General features: G+C 69.2%; 20 protein-coding genes and 4 pseudogenes. 11 read left to right on the plus strand and 13 right to left on the minus strand.

The window, feature by feature from the left end; translation table 11 throughout:
- Positions 1-346 precede the first annotated feature (346 nt).
- Positions 347-1,291 carry a LysR family transcriptional regulator gene (locus tag HW130_RS24975; protein WP_177151945.1) on the minus strand — a complete coding sequence of 315 codons (945 nt, stop codon included), beginning with the start codon at positions 1,289-1,291 and terminating at the stop codon, positions 347-349.
- A 115-nt stretch (positions 1,292-1,406) separates the two neighbouring features.
- Here HW130_RS24975 and HW130_RS24980 point away from each other — a divergent pair, with 115 nt between their 5' ends.
- The 3 genes from HW130_RS24980 (at position 1,407) to HW130_RS24990 (ending at position 3,559) form a co-directional block, all read left to right on the plus strand.
- The gene (locus HW130_RS24980) at positions 1,407-2,219 is read left to right on the plus strand and encodes an inositol monophosphatase (protein ID WP_177151946.1); all 813 of its coding nucleotides are present in this window, start codon (positions 1,407-1,409) and stop codon (positions 2,217-2,219) included.
- Positions 2,216-2,914, plus strand: coding sequence for an NADPH-dependent F420 reductase (locus tag HW130_RS24985; protein WP_256356334.1), 699 nt, complete (start codon positions 2,216-2,218; stop codon positions 2,912-2,914). Before HW130_RS24980 ends, HW130_RS24985 begins: the two co-directional genes overlap by 4 nt.
- A 474-nt stretch (positions 2,915-3,388) precedes the next feature.
- Complete coding sequence (locus tag HW130_RS24990; RefSeq protein ID WP_177151948.1) at positions 3,389-3,559, plus strand: hypothetical protein; 171 nt, start codon at positions 3,389-3,391, stop codon at positions 3,557-3,559.
- Between the two features lie 120 nt (positions 3,560-3,679).
- Here the strand turns inward: HW130_RS24990 and HW130_RS24995 are convergent, their stop codons facing one another.
- Entirely contained in the window at positions 3,680-3,844 is a 165-nt protein-coding gene (locus tag HW130_RS24995; protein WP_177151949.1) for a hypothetical protein, read from the minus strand.
- A gap of 306 nt (positions 3,845-4,150) precedes the next feature.
- Between HW130_RS24995 and HW130_RS25000 the strand changes: the two genes are divergently transcribed.
- Positions 4,151-4,309 carry a hypothetical protein gene (locus HW130_RS25000; protein WP_177151950.1) on the plus strand — a complete coding sequence of 53 codons (159 nt, stop codon included), beginning with the start codon at positions 4,151-4,153 and terminating at the stop codon, positions 4,307-4,309.
- A 329-nt stretch (positions 4,310-4,638) separates the two neighbouring features.
- Here HW130_RS25000 and HW130_RS25005 read toward each other — a convergent pair whose 3' ends face one another.
- The 3 genes and pseudogenes from HW130_RS25005 to HW130_RS36790 form a co-directional block, all read right to left on the minus strand.
- Positions 4,639-5,187 (minus strand): putative immunity protein, encoded by a 549-nt coding sequence (locus tag HW130_RS25005; protein WP_177151951.1) that lies wholly within the window; start codon positions 5,185-5,187, stop codon positions 4,639-4,641.
- Positions 5,188-5,232: 45 nt separating this feature from the next.
- Positions 5,233-5,637, minus strand: a complete 405-nt coding sequence (locus tag HW130_RS25010) for a hypothetical protein (RefSeq protein WP_177151952.1) — start codon at positions 5,635-5,637, stop codon at positions 5,233-5,235.
- Positions 5,634-6,403: pseudogene (locus HW130_RS36790) on the minus strand (transposase). Before HW130_RS36790 ends, HW130_RS25010 begins: the two are co-directional and overlap by 4 nt.
- A gap of 742 nt (positions 6,404-7,145) precedes the next feature.
- On the opposite strand from HW130_RS36790, the gene HW130_RS25020 reads away from it, so the two are divergent.
- Entirely contained in the window at positions 7,146-8,378 is a 1,233-nt protein-coding gene (locus HW130_RS25020; protein WP_177151953.1) for a cytochrome P450, read from the plus strand.
- A gap of 491 nt (positions 8,379-8,869) precedes the next feature.
- Complete coding sequence (locus tag HW130_RS25025; RefSeq protein WP_177151954.1) at positions 8,870-9,256, plus strand: hypothetical protein; 387 nt, start codon at positions 8,870-8,872, stop codon at positions 9,254-9,256.
- 211 nt (positions 9,257-9,467) lie between these two features.
- Here HW130_RS25025 and HW130_RS25030 read toward each other — a convergent pair whose 3' ends face one another.
- Together HW130_RS25030 and HW130_RS25035 are read right to left on the minus strand one after the other, a co-directional pair.
- On the minus strand, positions 9,468-11,087 hold the full coding sequence (locus HW130_RS25030; protein WP_177151955.1) for an ADP-ribosyltransferase domain-containing protein: 1,620 nt from the start codon (positions 11,085-11,087) through the stop codon (positions 9,468-9,470).
- A 61-nt stretch (positions 11,088-11,148) separates the two neighbouring features.
- Positions 11,149-11,826, minus strand: a complete 678-nt coding sequence (locus HW130_RS25035; RefSeq protein WP_177151956.1) for a macro domain-containing protein — start codon at positions 11,824-11,826, stop codon at positions 11,149-11,151.
- Positions 11,827-11,910: 84 nt separating this feature from the next.
- Between HW130_RS25035 and HW130_RS25040 the strand changes: the two genes are divergently transcribed.
- Positions 11,911-12,054, plus strand: a complete 144-nt coding sequence (locus HW130_RS25040) for a hypothetical protein (RefSeq protein WP_177151957.1) — start codon at positions 11,911-11,913, stop codon at positions 12,052-12,054.
- Between the two features lie 167 nt (positions 12,055-12,221).
- Here the strand turns inward: HW130_RS25040 and HW130_RS25045 are convergent, their stop codons facing one another.
- On the minus strand, positions 12,222-13,424 hold the full coding sequence (locus HW130_RS25045) for a heparin lyase I family protein (protein WP_177151958.1): 1,203 nt from the start codon (positions 13,422-13,424) through the stop codon (positions 12,222-12,224).
- Between the two features lie 353 nt (positions 13,425-13,777).
- Between HW130_RS25045 and HW130_RS25050 the strand changes: the two are divergent.
- Both HW130_RS25050 and HW130_RS25055 read left to right on the plus strand, forming a co-directional pair.
- Positions 13,778-13,948 (plus strand): annotated as a pseudogene (locus tag HW130_RS25050) (ATP-binding protein); the annotation flags it as partial.
- A 731-nt stretch (positions 13,949-14,679) separates the two neighbouring features.
- Positions 14,680-15,192 carry a hypothetical protein gene (locus HW130_RS25055; protein WP_256356324.1) on the plus strand — a complete coding sequence of 171 codons (513 nt, stop codon included), beginning with the start codon at positions 14,680-14,682 and terminating at the stop codon, positions 15,190-15,192.
- 516 nt (positions 15,193-15,708) lie between these two features.
- Here HW130_RS25055 and HW130_RS25060 read toward each other — a convergent pair.
- Positions 15,709-16,302 carry a YdeI family protein gene (locus HW130_RS25060; RefSeq protein ID WP_177151960.1) on the minus strand — a complete coding sequence of 198 codons (594 nt, stop codon included), beginning with the start codon at positions 16,300-16,302 and terminating at the stop codon, positions 15,709-15,711.
- Positions 16,303-16,395: 93 nt separating this feature from the next.
- On the opposite strand from HW130_RS25060, the gene HW130_RS35410 reads away from it, so the two are divergent.
- Together HW130_RS35410 and HW130_RS37050 are read left to right on the plus strand one after the other, a co-directional pair.
- A complete protein-coding gene (locus tag HW130_RS35410) occupies positions 16,396-17,385 on the plus strand; it encodes a transposase (protein WP_375256582.1) in 990 nt (329 codons plus the stop codon).
- Positions 17,316-17,732: pseudogene (locus HW130_RS37050) on the plus strand (transposase); the annotation flags it as partial. The gene HW130_RS35410 and the pseudogene HW130_RS37050, both read left to right, overlap by 70 nt.
- Positions 17,733-17,848: 116 nt before the next feature.
- Here the strand turns inward: HW130_RS37050 and HW130_RS25070 are convergent.
- The 4 genes and pseudogenes from HW130_RS25070 to HW130_RS36200 form a co-directional block, all read right to left on the minus strand.
- A complete protein-coding gene (locus tag HW130_RS25070) occupies positions 17,849-19,615 on the minus strand; it encodes a nickel transporter (RefSeq protein ID WP_177151961.1) in 1,767 nt (588 codons plus the stop codon).
- Complete coding sequence (locus HW130_RS25075) at positions 19,612-21,018, minus strand: lipopolysaccharide assembly protein LapB (protein WP_177151962.1); 1,407 nt, start codon at positions 21,016-21,018, stop codon at positions 19,612-19,614. Before HW130_RS25075 ends, HW130_RS25070 begins: the two co-directional genes overlap by 4 nt.
- Before the next feature lie 105 nt (positions 21,019-21,123).
- On the minus strand, positions 21,124-22,662 hold the full coding sequence (locus HW130_RS25080; protein ID WP_177151963.1) for a DUF4331 domain-containing protein: 1,539 nt from the start codon (positions 22,660-22,662) through the stop codon (positions 21,124-21,126).
- A gap of 403 nt (positions 22,663-23,065) precedes the next feature.
- Positions 23,066-23,254: pseudogene (locus tag HW130_RS36200) on the minus strand (IS110 family transposase); the annotation flags it as partial.
- Positions 23,255-23,263: the final 9 nt, after the last annotated feature.

The following is a 23,263-nucleotide window of genomic DNA, read 5'->3' on the forward strand; positions in this document are numbered from 1 at the left end:
TCTTCCTCTGGTCCGACCGATGATCCACACGAAACTGCCTAGCGGGCGAGAGAGATGCACCATCGAAGCCGAGCGCGAGTGAGACGGAGGCGGGCAGGGGGCAGACGCTCAGTCGGCTCGCCGCTTGGTGGGAGTACCCCGTCACGGAACCGCCGGTCGGAGCCATCTTCGGACATCCTCATCACCACCTCCCGAACGCCGTGCAGGCCATCGGCTTCGGCATCCTGGCTGTGTACGCGACTTATGACGTCCTCTCTACGTGAGATTGGGAGTCGCACAGTCACGAATAGGTGATGGCCGCGAGAACGGGAGTCAGCTGCCGCAGGCCTTTCCCCGGGCGTATCCGTCACTGTTCGGTCCGGTTGGTGAGGGGCTGTTGAGCGGCGGTCGGTGGTGTGAATAGTGCCTGGACGGTTTCGGTGGCCAGCTCTCGCAGCCAGGTGTGGGCGCGGTCGTTGTCGTAGCGCTGGTGCCACAGCAGGTACAGGGGTACGTCGGGCAGCGGGAGTGGCGGCGGCAGTGTGGCCAGGCCGAGTTGTTCGCGGGGCGTGCGGGTGACCGCTTCGGGGAGGGTGACGACCAGGTCGGTGTCGAGGGCGAGTTGTAGTGCGAAGGCGGCGGTGGGCCCGGCGGCGACGACGCGTCGTTCGAGGCCGCGTGTGGTCAGGGCGTCATCGATCGGGTCGCGCAGGCTTCCGCGCCGCGAAACGGTGAGGTGTTCGGCGGCTGCGTAGCGCTCAAGGCTCAGCGGGCCTGCGGTGAGCGGGTGGCCCGGTCGGACGGCGACGACGAGCCGGTCCTTGCCGACGAGGCGGTGGCGGATGTCGGGGAGCGTCGGAGCGCTGGAGCTTGATTCGAGGTCGACCTCACCCCGGCGCAGCTCGGCGTCGTCCGTCCCGGGTTCGGCGGACAGGCGCAGCCGGACGCCAGGGGCCTGATGGTGGACGGCCGTGGTCAGTGCGGTGCCGCATGCGGCGGTCAGGGTGTCGTGCCAGCGCACGGTGAACACCCGGTGGAGAGCTGCCAGGTCGAGTTCCTGCTGTGCGGAAAGAAGTTGGTGGGCCTGCTGCACCAGGGCGTGGACCTGGGCGCGCATGGCCAGCGCGCGGGTGGTGGGGACCATGCTGCGGCCGGTGCGGACCAGGATCTGGTCACCGGTGGCCTTGCGGATGCGGCCCAAGGAGCGGCTCATCGCCGGTGCGGTGACGTGGAGGCGTGCTGCCGCGCCGGCGACGCTGCCTTCTTCCAGCAGAGCATCCAGGGCCGTGAGCAGGTTCAGATCCAGTTGCATGGCAGTAACTCTACAAGTGACAAGCATGCACTTGTTGTTAGTCACGGGGCGGCCTACCTTCGAAGTGCGGGGGCGAGACAACCGCCCCGCTGCGACCGATCCCAGGGAGCCCACCATGAGCACAGCCATGCCGTTCGACGCCGGTACGACGCTCCTGTCCGACGTGACAGCTGCGGTGAAGGCCGCCGGCGTCACGTTGCGCGATCGCTACACCTCGCACGCCCGGGGCGTGAGTCTGGTCGAGGTCGTGGGCGAGATCCACGCGAACGACGACGCGGTGCTGGACGTGCTGCGGGAACCGCTGCTGCGGGCCCGGCCAGGGTCGCAGTGGGCCGAGGACGAGCTGGCCGGCGGCGCGCTCCCGCCCGGGGAGTGGTGGGTCGTCGACCCCGCCGAGGGCAACATCAACCACGTCCACGGCATGGAGGGCTGGGCCGTCACCGCCACCCTGGTCCGCGACAACCAGCCGGTGCTCACTGTCGTCCACCTGCCGCTGACCGGCGACACTTACACCGCAGTCGCCGGCGGCGGTGCCCGCCTCAACAACCGGCCCCTGAAGGTGTCCGCCAAGACCGACCTGGGCGCCGCGCTCATCGGCACCGGCCAGGCCAAGCCCGGCGAGAACAAGCGCACCTTCCGGCGGATCGGTGACTCCGTCACCGCCATGCTCATCAACGGCCTGGTCGTGCGCGTGTCCGTTCCCGCCACGATGGAGCTCATTCACGTCGCCGCCGGACGCATGGACGCGTTCTGGCAGTTCTCCGACGTCCGCTCCGGCCTGGTCGCCGGCGCCCTGCTGGTCTCCGAGGCCGGAGGAACCGTCACCGACCTGGCGGGCGAACCCTGGAACACCGGCAGCCGCGACTTCCTGGCCGCCACCCCCGGCATCCACGGCGCCGCCCTCAAGGTCCTCTCGCCGATCGCCTGACCGGAAGTCTCCGCTCTTCCCCACCCCGATACCGCAAGGAGCATCACCGCATGACCAGCATCGGCATCCTGGGCGCCGGCCGCGTCGGCACCAACCTCGCCGGCAAGCTCTCCGCAGCCGGACACCATGTCACCCTCGGCGGCCGGAGCCCCGAAGACACCGCCGCCCGCACCGCCGGGCTCGCCCCGCGGATCGCCTTCGCCGACCAGCGCACCACTGCCCGCACCGCGGACATCGTGATCAACGCGACGCCCGGCGACAGCTCCCTGGACCGCGTCACCGACCTGCGCACCGAGCTCTCCGGCAAGATCCTCATCGACGTCTCCAACGCCACCCGCGACGACGGTGACGGCCTGCCCGGCGCCCTGTGCTATCCCGGCAGCAGCCTGGCCGAGAAGCTCCAGGCCGCGCTCCCCGACACCCATGTGGTCAAGACCCTCAACACCATGCTGTTCATGGTCATGACCGCCCCCGAAACCCTGGCCACCCCGCCGACCGCCTATCTCTCGGGCGACGACGAACACGCGAAGAAGACCGTCACCGGCCTGCTCGGCGACCTGGGCTGGCAGCCCGAACGGATCGAGGACCTCGGCGACATCACCACAGCCCGCGCCACCGAGGCCATGATCCTGATCGTGCCCCACATCCTGCGCCGACACGGCTTCAAGCCCTTCGCCGTCTCCCTCGCCCGCTGACCCACGAAGACCGGGTTCAGACCAGAACCGGTAGCGGGCTCGTGCGAGGCGGCTGGGTACTGGCAGGGACAACGCCCGCTGGGCTGCAAGTGACGCCCGAACTCATCGACAATGATCAGGCCTGCAACACACGAAGCGACTCCCGAAGTCGTCGACAAACGACTCCCATTCCCTTCCCGTGTACAGAGCCACACGCGACTGGAAGCGAATGACGCTGATCCGTGCCACGGACGCCTCCGACACGAGGGACATGGCCTCCATGCTGATCGCTGCCCTACGCCAGCGCACCGGCATGGCCATGGAAACCCTCGTGTCATACCTCCAGACCCGGCAGCAACGCACAGGGCGGCCGGCCCGAGGGATTCCGACCGACATGAAGTCGCCGGGATGCTCGGGACGCCACTTCCCCTCGAGGACGATCCCGACGCGCGGATGCGGTTCTCGTGCGGCCAGGGGTATGCGGAAGGAGGGCTGATGGCCGAGACCGATGAGCAGCGGCTGTTCACCGAAGCGTGTCTGCACGGTCTGCGGGCCCGGCTGTGTGACGACATCGACGCGCTGGACAGCTACCTGCCGCCCCACGTCGCAGCGCTCGCGCGGAAGGTCGCCGGGGCACTGGAGGTGCCGCAGCCTGCACACGTGTGACGGCGGGGCCGCCGCGTCGCTGAGCGGGCGCCTCCCCGGCACCGCACGGGGCCCCGGTGCTGTCATGCAGAACAACCACGTCCGCGTGGATCGGGGCCGCCGCCAGGCGGCCCCGTGTGGTCATCGCCTCCAGGAGCCCTGGGGGTCGCGTTCGGGCATGCGGCTGGGGTGGGCGAGTTGGCCGGTCGCCGCCTGGGCGAGCCAGTCGGCCCACCGGCTGATGAACTCGTCCAGGTCCCCGATGACGAGCGGGGTGAGGGGCCAGGCCACCTGGTGCATGCTCATCCCCGGGGCCTTGCGGCGGTCGGCCTCGGTGGCGTGTGCCGAAGCCCGACGGTCAGCTTCGCCCTTGACGCGCGACCGCGCCCTGGTTGGCCTGCGCGAGTGCGGCCGGCCCGCCGGAGAGCGGTGCCGCGGGGATCTGCCCCAGCCGGGCGAGCACGTTGCCGGCCGCCGGCGGCCCTGCGGGGCCCGGAAGAGGCACTCGGTGATCAGCGCCGCCAGGAGCGGCGGAGCGGTGGTGAGGGGCGGAAGGGCGGTGCCGGTGGCACCTGCTTCTCGACGCTGATTTGCCCGAATCCTGGGCAGGTCGTGTTGGCGGAGGTTTTCATCCCCGGCAACACGGATCCGGAAATCACCATGCAGCGGGGCGGACCGATTAGCGACACGGGGATGGCAGGGCGTGCTTTCAACGGCACCGATGAGCTCGTTGAAATGGAATTCCACATCATCTGCGCGAACGCCAGCTGACCCAGAGCATTCCATCCTCTCCCTGCACCCGCCGGTCCCCCGCCTGGTTGCGGTGCGGGGCACCGGCGGGGTGGGCCACATCGTCGCCCGTGAGGTAAGAGCCCACTGACACGCTGTGACGGCCGCGGCCCGGCCCGGTCAGTCCTGCACCCCCGGATTGCGAGGAAGCGCCACGCGGCGCACCGCTGCTCGATGTGGACCGGCCCTGGACCCGGTGCCTCACCCGCAAGGGAGCCACCCCCAGCTGGCCGAGGAAACCAGCGCCGACCGCTGCCTGATGAGGACTGAGCTCCGTGATCAAGGGGGCGGCGTCATCCGGATGCTGAATGTCAGTCACTGAGGGTGAGCGAACGAAGGTGAGTGTCCAGCATGCGAATCAATTCACCAACCCGTCCACCGCCACCTGGTGCCGCTGGGAAGCGTTTGAGCACCTCCACGACGACCGGTGTTGCACGATGCACTACTTGCTCAACGTGCTCGGCACCAATGCTCGGATTGTCGCCAGCCACGAGTTCGGCTGCTCTGGCCGCGTGAGCGCCTGCTCCGAGAATGTGCTTAACCTGAGTGGCCTTGGCCAGCGGATGCAAGTAGGCGGCGCCTGCCGCAGACATCCCTGCCCGAGCTGCCTCGCGCGCAGCCGCAGTATCCGCACTCTTCGCTGCCTTGAGGGCCGCCCACGCTGTGTCGCGCAAAGACTTCCCTCGCTCACCACCCCGAGCGAACTCCCACGCGGCACCGATAGCGTCTCGAGGCCGCGAGTCGTCCGGCTGATCCGCCTCGAATACCTCAAGCACCACTTCCGCGCACGCCGCAGCGAACGCGGTGACCTCACGAAGGTCTTGCTTACTCAGAGCGATCTCGCTCTCGTCCCTTGCCATGAATCCATCCTCGACCATTGCGCTGGACAGCAAGGGGGCATGGGGCTACTGCTTCCTGACGAAGCTGCCGGTGTCGATCTCCGCGAGGATGCCGAGCTTGACCAGGCGTTTCAGCTTGGCCCGGGTACCTTCGATGTTCTTCGGCAGCAGTTCGTGGTCGAGGGCTTCGCAGACATCACGGGCCCGCAGCGGGCCACTGGCCTCGTTGAAGACGGCGAGGATGCGGGGGTAGTCCGGGTGGTCGGGCAGTTCGGGTGAGGCGGCCGCAGCGGGAAGCCGGTCGGCGAGGGCGGTGACGGTCTTCCGGGTGATCGCCAGGTGCTCGAGGTGGGTCTCGGCCTCGCGCAGTCGTCCCTGCAGTTCCATGATCTGGGTGCGGAGGTCGTCGGCCAAAGCCCGGGCGGCATCCTCCTGGAGGCCGAGTGCGTCGAGTAGGGGCTCGACGCTCACGCTGCCACCGCCTGTGCATCGCGCCAGGTAGGAGTGTTCGCGCCGGTGAGGCGTCGAGTCATGACATGGGTCATCGCCCAGGAGACGCGGGAAGCGGAGGAGGGCGGGCGGTGCTCGTAGTCGCGGACCAGACGCCGGTGCAGTATCAAGATCCCATAGGTCTGCTCGACCCTCCACCGCTTCGGCAACGGAACGAACCCCGCTTGCTGCGGGTTGCGTTCGACGATCTCGACGTCGATGCCTGGTCCGGCAGGGCGATGCCCGCGGCGTTGTCGTGGGTGTTCGCGGCCAGCACGGTGACGGCAAGACCAGCCCGAGTACGTCCCCGGCCAGTCCCCGCTTGCGGCCCGGCACCCGCTTCGCCGGATCCCGGTAGGCCGTGGTGGCGGGGACCCCGGCGGCCACATGGACACTCTAGGTGTCCAGCACCACCAAGGTCGGGTCCTCTAATCGCCGGGCCCGCTCTCGGACTTGGCAGTGTAGAAGCTCGTGGATGACCTGGTCGGTTCCGTCGTCTCGCCAGGCGCCGAAGTAGTAATACGTCGCGCTCTTCGGCGGCAGATCGTGCGGCAGGTAGGCCCACTGGCAGCCCGTCCGGCCCTGGTAGAGGATCGCGTTGGTGATCTCCCGCATCTCGTGGGCGCGCTGGTGACCGCTGACCGAGCGGTGCCGGTCCTTCCATGCGGTGATCACCGGCTCTGATCAGAGCCCACTGCTCGTCCGATAAGTCACTCGGGTAGGGCTTGCGTTCACTCCCCCGCCACACCAGCAGACCACCGACTGCGGACCGGCAGATTCCGCACGCGCGCCCCGTGCCGGCTGGCCGCCCGGCGTGACGGCGGGGGCCGCAGCGTCGTTGGACGTTGCGGCCCCCGAGGCGGGCCCAGGGATGTCATGGCCGATCCCCCGGGGCTCGTGGCGTTGTGGGAAGGGCTACTGCACCAGCGCGGCGAGGGCCTGGTCGGCCATCTGTACTCCCATCGTGGCCGCGTTGGTGGTGCCGGCCTCGAGGAGCTTGTCCTTGAGCTGCGTGGCGAACTGGCGCAGGCGGGGGAAGCTCCCCGCAGACGGTTTTCAGCCAGCCTGCACGCAGACCGGACCACGGTGCGGGACGCTCTCGGTACCCTCCTCTAACTAACTCGCCGCTGGCGAACCACTGCATCACATGTCCCCCTACCCCGCGGACATCGATGCCGTCCTGTTCCCGACGCAACAGCCCGTCGTCATTCCGTGGCAGCCTGCAACAACGATCCCGAAGTGACCCAACGCCGGGGCGGAATTGCGGGGCAACCGCGCCGCCTGGCCTGGAGCATGGGCCCCACACCCGCCCGCCCCGCTCCGACACCTACCTCGTCGCCGAGAGCGCGATCAGCTACCTGATCGATGCCATGTCCGGAACAGACCTCGCCGGCCCCGCCGCTGAGCCGCGGCTGGCAGCCCGGTCCCGTCCACCGCGACTTGGAAGCCCTCCCCGTCCATTGCCGACTGCCCCGCTGAAGGAGAACGCAGTGTCTCAGCAGCCGATACTCGTCCTGGACCCCTCCGGCTCCGACCACCATGCGGAGCACCAGGCCCTGCGCACCCGCGGTCCGGCCACCCGCGTGGACATCCTCGGTGTGACCGCGTGGTCCGTCACCGATCCCTCTCTCCTCAAGGAACTCCTCACCAGCCCGCAGGTCTCCAAGGACGCCCGCGCCCACTGGCCGGCTTTCGCCGAGACCGTCTCCACCTGGCCCCTCGCCCTTTGGATCGCCGTGAACAACATGTTCACCGCCTACGGCGGCGACCACCGAAGGCTTCGCCGTATGGTTGCGCCGGCGTTCAGCGCCCGCCGCATCCAGGCCATGCGGTCCGCAGTCGAGAAGGTCATCACCGCACTCCTCGACGACCTCGACTCCAAGCCGGCCGGTGAAGCGGTCGACCTGCGCAAACACCTCGCCTACCCGTTGCCGATCGAGGTGATCGGCCAGCTCATGGGCGTCCCCGATGAACAGCGCGACGGCTTCCGCGCCGAAGTCGACGGCGTCTTCGACACCACCCTCACCACCGAACAGGCCACCGCGAACACAGCTGCCCTGTACGAGGCCCTCGACCAGTTGATCGCAGTCAAACGGGCCGAGCCCGGCGACGACATGACCTCCCTCCTCATCGCCTCCCGCGACAACGAAGGCGACGGCAGCGCACTCACGGACAACGAGTTGCGCGACACGCTCCTGCTCATGATCTCCGCCGGATACGAGACCACCGTCAACGTGATCGACCAGGCCGTCACCGCCCTGCTGACCAATCCCGAGCAGCTCGCCCACCTCCAGTCCGGCCGCGCCGACTGGAGCAGCGTCGTCGAGGAGACTTTGCGCCACGAGCCCGCGGTCAAGCACCTGCCCCTGCGCTACGCCCTCACAGACATCCCCTTGCCGGACGGGCAGACGATCGCCCAGGGCGAGGCGATCCTCGCCTCCTATGCCGCCGCCAACCGCCACCCCGACTGGCACGGGGAATCCGCCGACTGCTTCGACCTCACCCGACCGTCGAAGGAGCACCTGGCCTTCGGACACGGCGTGCACTTCTGCCTCGGCGCCCCGCTCGCCCGCCTCGAAGTCGCTACCGCCCTTCAGCAGCTCTTCGAGCGCTTTCCCGAGATCGAACTCGCCGTGCCCGCCGAGGAACTGAAGCCGCTGCCGTCCCTGATCAGCAACGGGCACCAGGCCCTGCCCGTACGCCTGCGACCGGCCGCCCGCTGATCCCCGAGCCCATCAGGAAAGCCGTCATGACCGCCACTGCCTCCCCCTTCACACCTCAGCCCGGCCGAGCGGCGCTGACCGGGCCTGGAAGTGGAGGCGGGTGGCATCGCCGGAGCGAGCCGCCGCCCGCTCCGGCGCGGCCTCGGGGTGATGTCCGGGAACAGGATGAAATCCGGCACGACGTACGACTCCCAGGGATCCGGGCAACCGCGCTTCAGCTGCGTGCAGGTCCTCCACTGGCAGCTGCGCAAGCCAGTCGGCACGGGACCCGCTGCGTACCTGGCTTCAACCGCCGGGACCAACAGGGCTCCCGTCTCCGGGCTGTGCCCCGGGCCATTTTCTGAATGCTCGTCAGTACGACTGCGCTGCCTGCGGTTGACCAATCCGGAGGCGATCACCTTGCTCGACCCGTCCACCGACTTTGGCACGTTCGCCGAGGCTCAGGCCACCGACTCGGAGCAATCGCCGACTGACCGCGGCCATCGCCTCTGGTGGACGACCGGGGGGCCGCGGTCACCCTCCTGCCGAACCACCGGCCGGAATGTGTGGCCCTGCTGTCGCTCTTCGCCCTGATCGACGGCGTGTCTCTGCCCGACATCGGCAACGGGTACTTCATCCACCCGCCCTCTACCGTGACTGCGCACCTGGACGAGTACGGCGCGGTTCCCGTCGAGAATGGCGAGCATGGAATCGTCTTCGGGAGCGACGGCGGCGGCAATCTCTTCGCTCTCACGGCCAGCGGCACGGTCCACAAGTCCAGGACTGCATCCTGGAACGACGAGTTCTATGCCGTGGCCGTCACTCTGGGCGACTTCCTGGAGCAACGTCGCGATGTCATTGAACAGTTCGTCGCCACGGGCCACCCCGGAGCTCTCTGAACTTCACGCACCGCCGGTCCACACGCGTCCTTCGTGGGTTCACGGAACTACGGCCAGAGCCCCGAAGAGCAGCAACGGCGGCTGTCCGGGCTGGACGTGGCCTGCCGAGCGGCCCGTCCCTGCACCGGCAGCCGCCGCGAGCCCGCTGCCCATCGCGTTCCGCCGCGGCCTGGGCGCCCGAGCCGGGGTTCGAGGGCCGGCGGGCGGGTGGTCAGGAGACGAGGTGGGCGGCGTCCGCTTCGGTCAGCTTGACCGTGCACAGGCCGCCGCGCTCACTCTTCACGTCTGTCACCTTGAGCTGGGTGCCCGGTGCGAGAATGTATTCCTCCTCCCCGGTGAAGGCGGAGAAGCTCCTGATCCCCACCGCCCGCGCTGGGGTCACCTCAAAGAGTGTCCGCTTGCCGCGGCTCCCCAGGAATGACCGAGCCACGCTCAGCTCGGAGGTGCACGAGGACACGCCCCACCAGGTCACCGTCTGCCCGACCGGGTACTGCGCCCGGAGGTCCAGCGACACACCGCGCCACAGCGGCTGGGTGCGGGCAGGCAGCCCCGAGACCGCCGAGAACAGCAGCCGCAGGTACGGGAGGTAGGGCACGACCTTGGTCCGGTCCGGGGAGCGGAGGACGGCGTTGATCTCGCGGTAGAAGGCGGATTCGCAGGTGTAGAGGTAGAGCGCGGCGATCGCGTCGGCGGACAGGCCGCTGACCGTCTCGTCCGCCCGCCGCTTGCCGAACTCCCGGGACCGGTCGATGTGCCGGCCGAGACCGGACAGCACCTCGGCGACCGGGGCGACGGCGTCCTGGAAGTCCATCAGCGGGGTGTCGAACACACCCGTGATCGCCGGGAGGACGAGCCCCTCGTCCTTGACGCTGGTGAGCCGCTCCAGATACAGCTGGTGCAGTTCCATGGTCGACGCGATGAAGGCGCCCATGCGTGCCGCGACGTCGCCGTCTGTACCGTCGGTGCCGGCCGCCTTCTCGTTCCACCCCTTGCTCGGCAGCCAGTCGATGTCCTCAGCGCCCAGCGATGCGAGTGCCGCATTCACCGTGGCGAAGTGGTCACCCTCGCAGAAGATGTCGCCCTGGGCCGCGGGGTTGGCGTGGTCGATGTGCCGGACCTCGACGTCCGGGTACTTCTCCTGGAGCCGCAGGACGACCTTCTTCAGGTTGCGTGCGTGGGCCCCCCACCAGGCGAAGACGACGCCGCGGTCCTCCTCGTCGGCGTCCTGCTTGGCCTTGAGGATCTCCTCGACGATCCGTTCGACGACGGGCCGCCAGAACGCGGTGTGCCGGTCGGTCCCCATCGCGCCGTCGCCGCTGGCGGTGAGCGAAGCATTCAGCAGCAGCACGCCCTGCGTGAGCATCGCCTGGAACCACTCCGGCGGCTGGACCGTCTCTCGCTCCTTCAAAAGAGCGCGGACATCGGCGATGGGCGTCTTCTTGGCGATGCCGTACTTCCACATGGCCGCCGCCTTGATGATGCAGCGGATGCTGACGACCCTGCCGAACTGGCTGTCCTTCCAGTCGTTGAAGGTGTTGTCGAACATGGCTATGCCGGTGGCGCTCTCCGGCCGCGGGTACGGGTTCTGACCGAAGACGACGACCTTCCACTTGTGCGGCGGGTTGGGCTTGAGCGCCTGGAAGGTCAGTTCCCGGACCGGGACGACCTCCGGACTGCGGCCCTGGCCGATGAACTCGGCGGCATCCGCCTGCGCCTCGATGACGGGCTTCAGGAGCGGAAGCCAGGGTTCACCGCCGCCCTTGAAGAGTTCGGTGAGGGCCAGCGGGTCGTTCGCGTCGGGCTGGGCCGGGGTGGGGGTGGCGTCACTCATGGGGGAAGGGCTCCCGGTCGTCGTACCTGAGGGATGGAGGTGGCCGGCGGGGTGGATGGGATCAAGGGCGAAAGGAATGCCCTTTGGGCGGCACGATGCGCACCCGCTTCGCGACCGGCGCGTTCTCGATGCCGTCGAGCTGCGCGGTGATCGTGGCGCGCAGCTCGTCGTCGTTCTCGAACCAGTGGTCGTGGAAGAGCGTGTAGCCGGTCCACATCAAGTTGGCGCAGACCCGGGCCGGCACCCGGCCGGTCTGCGCGCCCATCCCGACCAGTGCCACCGAGCGGATGCTGCCCGACACCTGCCGGTTCTGCCGGTGGACGGCCTGGAACGCGGCGGCGCACGCCAGGGCCACGTTGAGCGTTTCACTCACGTTCTGCGAGGACTGCACCATGGTCGGCGTGGATATCAGGTACCGCGGGACGGTCGCCCCTGACGGGACGCACACCGCGCTGCCGACCGGGAGGGTCCCGGTGAACCGGTCGCGGATCGCCCGCTGCACGCGCAATTGGATGCCGGCTCCGAGGTGCCGCTTGATGACAGCGTCGAGCCCGCCGTCCATCCGGCCCCGGGAGTTGGTCGGGGTGACCCAGGCGTCGACGTCCTCGTCGAGGATCGAGCCCCTGCGGATCTCGATTTCGGGAGTGTCGGCGAACGCCGCCCGCCACGCCTCCACCACCTGCTCGTTGACGTCGGTCAGCACCACCCGGAGCGCGGGCTTCACACGGTTTTCGGTCATCGTCCACTCCTGTCGGGAAACGGCCCTTCCAGCACCCCCGACACTAGCGGCCACCACTGACAACACTGCTGCAAGAAGGGCAAGATGAGCTGCCGTCACAGGGCCGAGCACGGCCCGGCCGGTGACCGGGCTCTGGCCACCGGCAGGCGCATGGGCGTGACCGGCGGGGAGCGGCCGGCGACGGCGCGGCGGGGCAGTGCCCCGGGCCCGGAGCGGCATGTCGCGTGATCACCCACCCAGGCGGGGAACTCAGGCCACCGCCCACGGAGACCCGCTCCCCCGAGTCGTACGGTGTGCAGGTCTACGCCTGTTGCCGTCCACCCCGCCGGTCACCGCGACGACGGGGTGGAGGTTCGACCAGGACGATGCGCACGCCGGCTGTGCGCGCTCAGTCGTCAGAGGCCGAGTGGCCTGGCTTCGGTGATACTTGCCCAGTCGTTCTCGGGATTCGCCCAGAAGGAGATCTTGAGGTAGCGGGCGTCCAGGGATCCCGTGGTGAAGAGCACCGTCTCGGGTGCGGTGGTCGTCCCCGAGCTACGGCCTTCCCACACCTTGGTGTAGGAGATGCCATCCTGCGAAGAATGAATGGTGTAGTCGTTCCACCGCAGGTCACCGCGGTGCCAGGCCACCGTCGCGCCGCACAGTTGGCGTGGCGCACCGGTGTCGAGGATCAGCGCGGCGCCGAATCCCTGACCGGACCAGCGGGTCGACAGGTTGCCGTCGACGGCGTTGGCGGGCGGGTTCGCCGGCTCGTACGTGGTGGCGGACGCGGAGGCCACCGACGGGATTCGCGTACAGGTCCTCTGGGGTGCGACGTCCCTGTGGACGGCACGCTCGTCACCCAGGCGCAGGGCGTCGTAGTACATCACACGCTGGTTGGTGCTGGAAGGAGCGCCGGTGTTCCAGTCCCATTTGTAGATACCGAACTTGAAGTAGGGCGATCGCGGGCCCCCGTCGTGGGTGGCGCCTGTGCGATGCACGACCCGTTCGCCGTTCTTCCAGACCTGCAGCAGGCCGGTGCTGTCCGTACGCCAGGTCACGTGGAAGACCCAGTCGACCCAGGCACCCGTGCTGTACGGGCCGAGATCGATGAACTGGCCGCGGAAGTCGATCTTCCAGCGCCCCTCGTCGGTCAGAAGTGCCAAGGGCGGTGAGCCACCCGGGCAGCCGACGTCACACTGATGCCACTGGCTCACGATCTCGGCCGAGGTGTCGTGGGCCCATGTCGTCGCCAGATTGATGCTGAAGCCGTACCACCGCTCGGCATTTGCTGGTTGCTCGTCGCGCTGCGATATCTCCGCCCGCTTGCTGCTCGAGACGAGCGGGTCGGATTTGCGGAGCTCGAAGCGGGCGGCGTAGGAGCCGTCGCGTGTGGGGCTGGTGACGTTCGTGGCGCCGTACGACGTGGCCCACTGCTTGATGAGGTTGGGAGGTGCGGCGGCGGGGAGAGTGCGGTCGGCCGACTGTTCCCAGTCGAGGGTGCGTTCGACACCGGCGGGCTCGGCCGAAGCAGTCTGCCCGGGTGATAAGGCGACTCCGCCGGCCAGCATGGACGAGATGACTGCCAGGAGCCACGCTCTGGGGCGCGATCTTTTCATGGTGGAGATCCTCCATGGGACGCCACGCGGACGGTTCCGCAATGCTTCTGTTCAGTTACGGGCCCCGACTCTTCTCCCGGGGAGGGCTGTGGGCAAGGGCCGACCGCACGGCGTGCGGGAGCATCCAGATCTCGTCCTGTACCACCGTCCAATGGCCGATGCCGCCGCCCTCGATGGCCGTACCCGCCTGCCGACTACGCGTAGACGAACCGGACGCATCCAGTTCTCCGGCACGCCATGATCTGCCACTTCTCCCAGGCCAGGCCATGGGAGTCATGCCTACGCCCGCTCGTCACCACCGCCGCGGCCCTGACCCGCGCGGCGGCGTGCACGGGCCGACACGCCCAGAACCGCAAAAGCAGCTGAACAAGACCATCGCCCGCTACGGACGCGTCGATCTCCTCTGCATCGACGAACTCGGCTACATGGAACCCGACCGTCACCGCGCCGAACTCCTCTTCCAGGTCCTGACCGGGCGCGAGGAGAAGAACAGCCTCGCCATCCCATCCAACGAGTCCTTCGGCAAAGCGCACATGTTCCGGCGAACGGGGCTGTTGCCGAAGTCGGGGTCGAACTCCGCCCAGGACAGGACCGCATGGTGGCCGTCGCCGTCGGTGAACTCGACCGGGAACCGGGAGCGTTCCTTGCACCGGCGAGGGGCGAAGCACGGGGCGCCCACCCCCGCCGCACCGGGTCATCGCCGCCCTCTGCGGCATGGCTGTGTCCGCCGCCCTCTACGCCGCCCGCCGGCGAGTCGCGTTGCGGGCGGGGGCGAGCTGGGACGCCGGGGGCGTGGACGGACATTCGCACTCCGGGAGTTCGGGAAGCGGCGGCGCGGGAGGTGCGCCTCCGCGCGCACGATGTCGTCGATCAGGGATCCGGGCCCCTCGGAACCGTCGGTGGTTACTACGCTGAGCACGGGCGTGCTACAACTCCCTCCGCCCTGTCCCGTCGAAGGGAAACCGCCCAGGATTACGAATTGCTGATACGCCCCGATCTCCCGCCTGGAATGATTGAACCAATGCCCAGTGCAAGGAGTCAGCGAGTGCGGGTCAAGGTGACTACGTCAGTGCTCTTCGCAGCGGCCCTCATTGCCGGATGCGGCAGCGACGGGGAAGCGAAGAGCAACCCCAGCCCGCCACAGGCCTCACAGGGGTCCCCGTCAGCCGAGCGGAGCCGGACGCAGCCCCCGACTGACGCCTCCTCCGGCCCGCTCAGCGCCGACCGGTTGGAGTCCGCCGCACTGTCAGGCACCGTGGACAACTTTCAGATCGCCGACTGGCCTGCGAGGAGCCGCGGCGGCTCCAGAGCCGAGCCCACCGTCTGCCAGCCGGTCGAGAACATGCGTATCGCCTATCCCGCCCCGGCCCCCAAAGCGATGGTCGGCAAAGTGGCCTACGCAACATCTGGCCCTTCGGCCGGCTCTGCCACCACTATCGGCCTCATGGCATACGACCGGTCCGGCGCCGAGCGGATCCTCTCCGGACTCCATGCCTCCCTCAAAAAATGCACCTCCTACGACGGCGGTGTGCCCGCCCGCACCGCCGTCCAAGCCGTGGCCGCACCCGACGCCGGCGACGATGCGCTGGCCTTCCAACTCAACACCGAGGGCAAATCGCAGCCGGACCTCATCGCCGTCGTACGCTCTGGTGCCACCGTCGTGCTGTTCATCACCGCGAGTGGCACCGGCGCACCGGCCGAGCTGCCTGACGATCTGATGACCGCACAGATCAATAAGCTAGAGCGGATCTCCGGGGGACGACCGTAGGTGCGCGAGCCGTATTCCTCTTCAACCTTCGGGTCTGTCAAACGACGGGTATGACCAGGGATGTCCCGCCGCGGCACCGACGCGAACACATCCGCCAGGAACTCGGCCAACTCCGCCCGAAGGTCCTCCACTTGCTGCATGTCCTTCTGAGGGGCCTGCTCACCGATGGGCAGCGGAAGGCGGCAAGGCCCCTGCAGTGGCGTGCGGGTTCCTGGCCCGGTACCGGCCACAGCGGCTTCAACCGGATGTACTCGCGGTTCGTGGCCCTGCGGATCCGGCCTGCCGGTCGCGAGGTTGAGCGGCTGGATGATCTCCCACATCTCATCGGTCAGGCTGGACCGACAGCATGGGCCGCTGACGGCCTCGAGTTGTCGGGTCTTCGATCTTGAGCGGTGTGCCTGCTCAGGACCTTTGGCGTTTCGTTACGCTCGGTGAGGGCATTTGGTGGCTGCTGCCGGGGCCGCAGGCGCGCCGGGACCCCCAGGGCACCACACGGCCATGGTCCCCTTTCCGTGACTACGGGTACAGCTTCTCGCCCCTCGCCAGCATCGCTACGTACTTCTCGATCCGGCGCGCCCGGGTCTCGGCCTTCTTGGCGTCCTGGATCCGGTACAGGATCGCGTAGCGGTTCTGCCGGTCCAGTGTCTCGAAGAACTCCGCCGCGCCCGGGTCGGCGGTCAGGGCCGCCGCGAGGTCGTCCGGCACCGTGGCGGTCTTCGCGCCGTCATAGGCCGCCTCCCAGCGGCCGTCCGCCTTGGCGCGGTCGACCTCGGCCTGCCCCGGCGGACGCATCCGGCCCTGCTCGATCAGGGCGGCCACCTTGTCCCGGTTGACCTTGGACCACTTGCTGCGCGGCTTGCGCGGGGTGAATCGCTGGAGCCACCACTGGTCGTCGAACTTGCCCTTCTGGCCGTCGATCCAGCCGTAGCAGAGTGCCACGTCGAGCGCCTGGGCGTAGTCCAGCGCGACGATTCCGGGGCCCTTCTTACGAAGCTTGAGCCAGATGCCCGGCGAGACGGCGTGGTTCTCACCGAGCCATGCCTCGAACGCCTCGGCGGATTCGAATGCGACGATCTCCAAGTCCTGAGTCACCCCAGCAGCGAACCACACCCGGCCGATTGTGATGACGCATTCGGGCACGGCCCCGGATGCAGGATGCCCGTGGACCTGCGTGATCATTTCTGTTCTCGACGCAGAACGATCATGCAGGAGCCACGAGCTTGGTCACCGATACGACGTTGCTGCTCGACCTCGACGGGGTGTCCGTCGCGCGGGTTGAGCGGCTGGCCGACCGGAAGGCGCCGAGTTCACCTGGTCACGGCCGACGAGAGGGCCAGGGCCTGCCCGGCCTGCGGGGTTTTCGCCACCCGGGTGAAGGGCTCGGCGGTGACCCGGCCGCGCGATCTCCCTTACGGCGAGAGCGGATTGGAGTTCCCCTGGCACAAGCGCCGCTGGTGGTGCCGCGAGGCCGACTGCCCTCGCCGGTCCTTCACCGAGCAGATCCCGCAGATCCCGGCCGGTGCCAGACTGACCACCCGGCTGCGGGGTGCGGCCGGGCGCCGCATACGGGATGCCGGCTCCACGGTCATCCAGGCCGCGCGGGATCTGCATCTGTCCTGGCCGACCGCGATGGAAGCCTTTCGCACGCAAGCCCGCGACGTCACTGAGGCACCTCTGCCGCGGGTCGCAGTCCTGGGCATCGACGAGACCCGCCGCGGACGGCCCCGCTGGGAACAGGATGCGGATACTGACAAGTGGCATCTGACCCGGGACCAGTGGCACACCGGCTTCGTCGACGCCCTCGGCCACGGCGGACTGCTCGGACAGGTCGAGGGCCGCACCATCGCCGACGTCCTGGCCTGGCTCGCCACCACCGACCTGGACTGGAGAAAGGGCATCGGCTACGTCGCCATCGACATGTCGGCCACCTACCGCGCCGCGATCCACATCGGCCTGCCGCACGCCACCGTCGTGGTCGACCACTTCCACGTGGTCCAGCTCGCCGACAAGATGCTGTCCATGGTCATGCGCCGCACCACCGCCGAGACCCGCGGTCGGCGCGGCGGGCGAGCGACCCGGAGTGGAAGGCCAGACGGCGGCTTCTACGCAACCGCGAGGACCTCACCGACGACCAGTTCGCCACCATGTGGATCGCCCTCCTGGGCGAGGGGAAGATCGGGCAGACGCTGCTGACAGCCTGGATCGCCAAGGAGAACCTGCGCACCCTCCTCCCCCTGGCCCGCACCGGAGCCGACCGCCACCAAGTCGGCCACGCCCGCTGGAAGTTCCTCACCTGGTGCGCGGACTCCGACATCCCCGAAGTCCGCCGGCTCGCCGCCACCGCCGACCGCTGGTGGCCCGAGATCGCCGCGTTCATCGACACCGGACACAGCAACGCCAAGAGCGAAGGGATCAACCGCGTGATCAAGCTCGTCGCCCACAACGCGTTCGGCTTCCGCAACGCCGAGAACCAACGCCTACGCACACGCTGTGTCACCACCCGCCGAGCCCGCGGACACCTCCACACCGCTCAACTTTGAAGACCCGCGTTGTTGCACTGGCGCACACCACGTGATCATTCCGGGGGCCCTCGCCATGCCCGGAGGGCAGAACCCAACCGTCACGCCTCGCGCCTGATCAGCCACCCGCCAGGCTCTCAGCCGAAGACCGTGGCAACACCCCTGAGCAGCAGGCCGCATCCCAACGTCAGGACGACCACGGCCGAGACCATCGGTGCGGTTCGGCCGACCAGGGAGAAGAGCGGACCATGCGGTCGCAGCGCCAGCCTGCGCGTGGTGGTCTCACGCAGGCGGACCACCGCGAATCCGGCTGCCGCGAGCGTGAGCGCGAGTCCGGCCCCGTAGGCGACGATCAGCAGGAACCCGAACCAGGCCTGGCCGAGAGCCGCCGCCCCCACGAGGACGACGACGGCCGAGGGACTCGGCACCAGTCCGCCGGCGAGACCCATCAGGACCACCCCACGCAGGCCGGGAGCGGGAGGGACATGCGAGTGCCCGTGCGCGTGGTCGTGACCGTGGTGGTCGTGACCATGGGGGTGACCGTGCGTGTCGCCGCTCCGGTGCCGTTGGTGCCCCTGCTGCTCGTCGTGCTCGTGACGGCGGGGCTCCCCCCGCCCACGGTCGCCGGCGTGGTGGTGGCCGGTGCCTGTGGGTACGGGCGCTGCGGCGGACGGACTCACCGCAGCGCCGTGTCCGGCACCGGCCGCGGCCAGTGCCGGCACCCGCTCCGCGGCGGGCGTATTCGTACATCCGGCGGCCTGCGCAGGAGCATCAACATGCTCGAGGTCATGGCCGAGCTCGTGGCGGTGCCCGTGCCCGTGGTCGTGTGGTTCGCGGCGCCGTCGCCATGCCCTGCGGACGAGCAGCAGCCCCGCGACGGCCACCAGCCCGCCGCTCGCCACCGTCAGCCAGGAGACCACCGTGGGCGCGGCCGCGGAGCCCGCGGTGATCAGCGCCCCCAGGGCGAAGACGCCCAGCGTGTGCGTCAGGGTCACCGACGCACCGAGCGTGAGCACATCACGCAGCGAGGTCCGGCCGCCGGCCGTGGCGGCGGCAGCCATCATCGTCTTGCCGTGGCCCGGTGCCAGCGCGTGCAGGGCGCCGAGGCACAGGGCCACGGCGAGTGCGAACGCGGCGAAGCCGACGGTCAGCTCGTGACGGGCCACCAGCCCGGTCAGGGCCTCGGCCCAGCGGTCCGCGCCACGCGGCAGCACACCCGCCGCCGGTGATCCGTTCCTGGTCGCCTCGCTGCCGCCGTCCGCGAGGGCCGGTCCACCGGACCGGACCGTGAAGGCAGCGGCCGTGTGCTCGGGCGGAGAGGAGAGGAGGTCGTTGGGGTACGTGCTCAGCCGACGCGACACGGACCGCTGCGGCACGTCCGAGCCATGGAGGGTCATTGCGTCACCGCGCCCAGTGATTTCCCGCCAGCCTCCCACGTTCGAGGCATCCGCGGGCCGGTACGCGATACGGATGTCCTCGCCGCGTGCCAGTGGTGCCGTCAGCTCACAGGTCACACGCAGTGTCTTCAGTCCGGCCTGCCCGGGACGCTCCTCGGCGCGCGCCCGGCCGGCCGTGACGGCGGTCCGCTCTCCTCCACCGACGACGAGCCGTGCTCCGCGCGCCGCCACGTCACACCGCGTGCGTGCCCACGCCGACAGTTCGGCCTCGGCCGGACGGCCGTCCCCGTCGGTGTCGATGCGGGACAGTTCCTGCGCGGCGGGGATCTCCGCCAGATCCTCCACATGGTCCACGCGCAACCGGCCCGGTGAGACGACGATGCCGTCGTACTGGCTCACAGTGAAGTTCCCCAGGGGATGCGCCCCGGCCGCCCCGGCGGGCACCAACGCGAGCGCGGTGCCCGTCAAGAGCACAGCCAGGGCCGCGACGGCGCTGCGGCACCTCATGACGCGCTCCGCCCGCTCGGGCCCGCCGGGTCCGGCAGGGCCTTCAGCGCGGATTCGGCCCGGCGCGCACCGACGGGCGAGAAGCCGGGGTTCAGATCGAGCGCTGCGCGCAGATGGCGCGCGGCCTGTGTGTCGTCACCGAGGGCACGTTCGATCATGCCCAGGTGATAGAGGAACGACGCGTTGCGGTATCCGGGCGAGGGTGCCGTCGCCTTCCTCGCGTAGACGAGGGCCTCCCGGTGTCGGCCGTTGACATGGAGTGTCCATCCGAGCGCGTCCGCGGTGTGCACGGTCTCGCGGCGTTTCCACTCGGCGCGCGCCGAGGACAGTGCCTCGGCGGCATCTCCGTGGTCGGCGGCGACGAGGGCCGACTCCAGGTCAGTGGCAACACCGTTGGCGTCTGCCAGCCGCATCCATGTGCCGGCCAGCTCGTACTGCTGAGCGGCCTCGGTCCGGTCCCCGGCCACCTCGTGCAGCTCCCCGAGCGCTGCCACCCGCTCCGGCAGCGGCTGGCGCCGGGCGACCTCCTCGAGAGCTCTCAGCGCCTTGCGCTCCTCCCCTTGTGCGGCATATGTGCGTCCGCGCCCTTCCAGGGCCGGCAAGTGCTGCGGATCGGCGCGCAGTGCCTCGGCGAAGTGGTCGAGGGCCTGCTGGTACCGGCCCTGGCTCCAGTCCAGTTGGCCGAGCGCGGTGGCGACGTACGCCCGGTCCGCCGAAGCCGTCGCGGACCTCAGGGCCCGCGTCAGCACACGTCTGGCTCCTTCCGTGTCGCCGCGCAGCTCGAGCACATACGCGTAGCGGGTGAAGACCGGGATGCCGGGGCGGCGGCGGTCGGCGAGTTGCACGGCCCGGTACGCCTCGTCGTACCGGCCGAGTTCGACGAGCGCGTCGACCCGGCCGGCGAGTGCCCGCTCGCTGTACCCGTTCACCCGCAGAGCACGGTCCGCGAGGTCCAGCGCGGACGCGAAGTCGTGCCGGGCGGCGGCCAGCACGGCCTGCCCCGCGAGCGCGGCATCGTTCTCGGCGGCCGGACGCAGCTTCAGTGAACGCGCGAACGCCTTCTCAGCCTTCGGATACAGCGTCGGATCACCACTGATCCTTGCCTGTTCGACGTACGCGACGCCGAGCGTCGCCCACCCGGTGGCGTTCTTGGGCTGCGCGTCGAGGTGCTTCTGCAGGGCAACTGTTCCCCGCGCGAGATCGTCCGCCGGCAGCCGCTCCACGGGGACTCCCGCGGCGAGCACGGGCGCGCTCCGCGCCGGGCGACCGGAGTCAGCGTCCCCACCGAGGGCCACCGAGGCGGCGGTGAGTCCCAGGGCCACGGCCGCAACGGTGGCGATCCGCAGGTGCGGGCCGATTCCCCGCTCACGCACTTGCGCGAGAAGCGGCTTCCGTACGGGCATGTGTGTCAACTTCCTCGGTCCGGTCGAAGAGAAAGGTGGCCCGGCGGCGCCGCGGGGGGCGGACGGAGCCGCCGGGCCGTTCGGAGTGCCCTGTGTCCCGTCGGGTCAGCCGAGCCAGGAGCGGCGCGCGGTGCGGCGGCGCGATCGCAGCCAGAAGGCTCCGAATCCGGCCACCAGCAGGGCTCCGGCGCCTCCCGCGGCCAGCACGGTGCTGTCGCTCCACGATCCGGTGAGGCCGGAGGCTCCACCCGTCAGGCCGGTGGCGCTCTTCGTCTTGGCGTCGGCGGCTGTCCGGGTGTCCGACCCGGAGGCAGGCAGGGCGACGTAGGGGAAGGAGTGACCGAACTCCTTGTCGTTGGCGTCCACCGCATCGCCCAAGTCGTTCTCGGAACCGACGAGTTCGCCCTCGACGACCTGGAGCGCGATGTCGAGTACGTCGTCCGTCAGGCGTCGCCCGTTGGGGAAGCCCGCGTTGTCACCGTCCAGCACGCCCAGGCGCTTCGGCTCACCCGTCGGCTTGACTGCCGTGTTCAGCCGCAGCATCTCGGACGGTGTACCGCCGGGCGGCTGGTTGACGTCCTTGATGCCGGTGAGGAACACCGAGACGAGGTCCTGGCGCGGCTCGGCCGGAGCCTTGATCTTGTAGATCGCCTCGATGAGCTTCGGCAGCTCGGGCTCGGTGACATTCTTCAGGAAGTCACCGTCGTTCTCGGGCGACGAGGCGTTGAACTTGTCCTTGTCCTTGACCGGGTTGACGACCTCGTTGACCAGCGGCATGCCGAGCCGCGACACCTGGGTCCAGTGCCCTTCGGCGTTCTGGCGCTCCGTCGTCGAGTAGATGCCGATGACCGGCTGAGCCTCGGACTCCCGCAGAAAGGCGTTCGGGACCTGCAGGGCGATTGTGTTGACGTTGTAACCCCGAAGCGTGTCGTTGCCGACCTCCGACAGGTCGCCGCCGTACAGCAGGTCGAAGACGCGCAGGTCGAGGAAGAACGGGTCGTCGGCCTGGCCTGCGAAGGTCTTCAGCCCGCCCGGGATCTTGTGGACGGCCTGGTCACGCAGTTTCTGGTAGTCGGGCATGGACGCCTTGCCGACGTTCGCGGGAGCCGTCGGCAGTTGCTTGGCGAGTTGGTGCGAGGAGACCTCCTTGCCGTGCTCCAGCCGCAGGAGCTCGATGTCGTAGGTCTGGGTGAAGTTGAGGTCGGGGTCGTCCAGGCTCTCCACGACACCCGTGTTGTGCAGGAAGGTGTTCTCGTTCTTTCGGTGGTCCTTGAACGTGTACCGGTACAGCAGATCGTCCTGCGCGTCACCGTCGCTGTCGACGTGGATGCTGTAGCGGGCGTCTCCTGCGAACGGGAAGAAGTTCGGGCCGCCCGCAGGCTCCTGGAACGGCAGCCAGTTCGCCACGATCGTCGTCGTGTCGGGATGGTCCGGGCTGACGAAGGCGTACACGTCCGTGTTGTCGAACTGGGGCTGCCCCGATATCAACGGGGCCTCCCGGTGGCTCGATGCCGTGGCGCTCTGTGGCTGGAGCATCGCCGCACCAGCGGCCGATAGCCCGGCCGCGGCCAGCGCCCCGCAGGTGACCAGGGCAACGCTCCTGCGTGTCGGTCGGGGCCACCGGCCCCAGCTGATTGGCGTCATCGCCTTCGTCCTTCGTCCGAACTTCCGGTCCGACCCGGTTGTACGTCCAGTACGTGCGCGACCGCCGTTTTGCTCGGTCCTGATCGCCACTACTTCTGCGCGTTGCGTCTCCGGACGGGTGTGGGCGGCATCACCCCGGTGACAGTCGGGGCGAGCATCTGCGCAGGTCGGGTCCCGTGCGGCAAGGGCGGGGCGGCAGGCTGTGGGGAGACGGTGTGTCGGATTGCTCACAGACCAAAGAAGGTTCGCCGCGGCGGCCGAGGGCGACGGGAGGCCCCCGCGGTCGTCCTGGCATGGGCCGGCGCAGCATCATCGCCGAGCCGTGATCTTCACCTATGAGAGCGGACTTGTCGAAGCCGGCGACCACGACGTCGGTCACTGAAAGGTGCCTCTATGGCTTTCGTCAAGCCGTAGCCGGTGTGGGTGGTTGGTAGAAGGTGCCGTCACGGAGCATGGCGAAGGGGACGTTGACGCGGCGTCATGCCAGTGCGATGAGGGCGGCGATGTGGTGTTTCCCCTCTTTGCGGTCGTAGTAGGCGCGTGACTCGGACTGGGAGAGCGAGGCGAACGCGGCCAGGTAAAGGCCCCGCTGCCGACCAGC

The sequence above is a fragment of the Streptomyces sp. PKU-EA00015 genome (assembly GCF_013387495.1).
In the GTDB taxonomy this organism is placed as follows: Bacteria; Actinomycetota; Actinomycetes; order Streptomycetales; family Streptomycetaceae; genus Streptomyces.

What these genes read in the sequence shown, in the direction of transcription:
- HW130_RS24975 (WP_177151945.1), bottom strand. Translation starts at nt 1,291, where the DNA reads ATGCAACTGGATCTGAACCTGCTCACGGCCCTGGATGCTCTGCTGGAA.
- HW130_RS24980 (WP_177151946.1), top strand. Translation starts at nt 1,407, where the DNA reads ATGAGCACAGCCATGCCGTTCGACGCCGGTACGACGCTCCTGTCCGAC.
- HW130_RS24990 (WP_177151948.1), top strand. Translation starts at nt 3,389, where the DNA reads ATGGCCGAGACCGATGAGCAGCGGCTGTTCACCGAAGCGTGTCTGCAC.
- HW130_RS24995 (WP_177151949.1), bottom strand. Translation starts at nt 3,844, where the DNA reads ATGAGCATGCACCAGGTGGCCTGGCCCCTCACCCCGCTCGTCATCGGG.
- HW130_RS25005 (WP_177151951.1), bottom strand. Translation starts at nt 5,187, where the DNA reads ATGGCAAGGGACGAGAGCGAGATCGCTCTGAGTAAGCAAGACCTTCGT.
- HW130_RS25030 (WP_177151955.1), bottom strand. Translation starts at nt 11,087, where the DNA reads ATGAGTGACGCCACCCCCACCCCGGCCCAGCCCGACGCGAACGACCCG.
- HW130_RS25035 (WP_177151956.1), bottom strand. Translation starts at nt 11,826, where the DNA reads ATGACCGAAAACCGTGTGAAGCCCGCGCTCCGGGTGGTGCTGACCGAC.
- HW130_RS25040 (WP_177151957.1), top strand. Translation starts at nt 11,911, where the DNA reads ATGAGCTGCCGTCACAGGGCCGAGCACGGCCCGGCCGGTGACCGGGCT.
- HW130_RS25045 (WP_177151958.1), bottom strand. Translation starts at nt 13,424, where the DNA reads ATGAAAAGATCGCGCCCCAGAGCGTGGCTCCTGGCAGTCATCTCGTCC.
- HW130_RS35410 (WP_375256582.1), top strand. Translation starts at nt 16,396, where the DNA reads ATGCAGGAGCCACGAGCTTGGTCACCGATACGACGTTGCTGCTCGACC.
- HW130_RS25070 (WP_177151961.1), bottom strand. Translation starts at nt 19,615, where the DNA reads ATGAGGTGCCGCAGCGCCGTCGCGGCCCTGGCTGTGCTCTTGACGGGC.
- HW130_RS25075 (WP_177151962.1), bottom strand. Translation starts at nt 21,018, where the DNA reads ATGCCCGTACGGAAGCCGCTTCTCGCGCAAGTGCGTGAGCGGGGAATC.
- HW130_RS25080 (WP_177151963.1), bottom strand. Translation starts at nt 22,662, where the DNA reads ATGACGCCAATCAGCTGGGGCCGGTGGCCCCGACCGACACGCAGGAGC.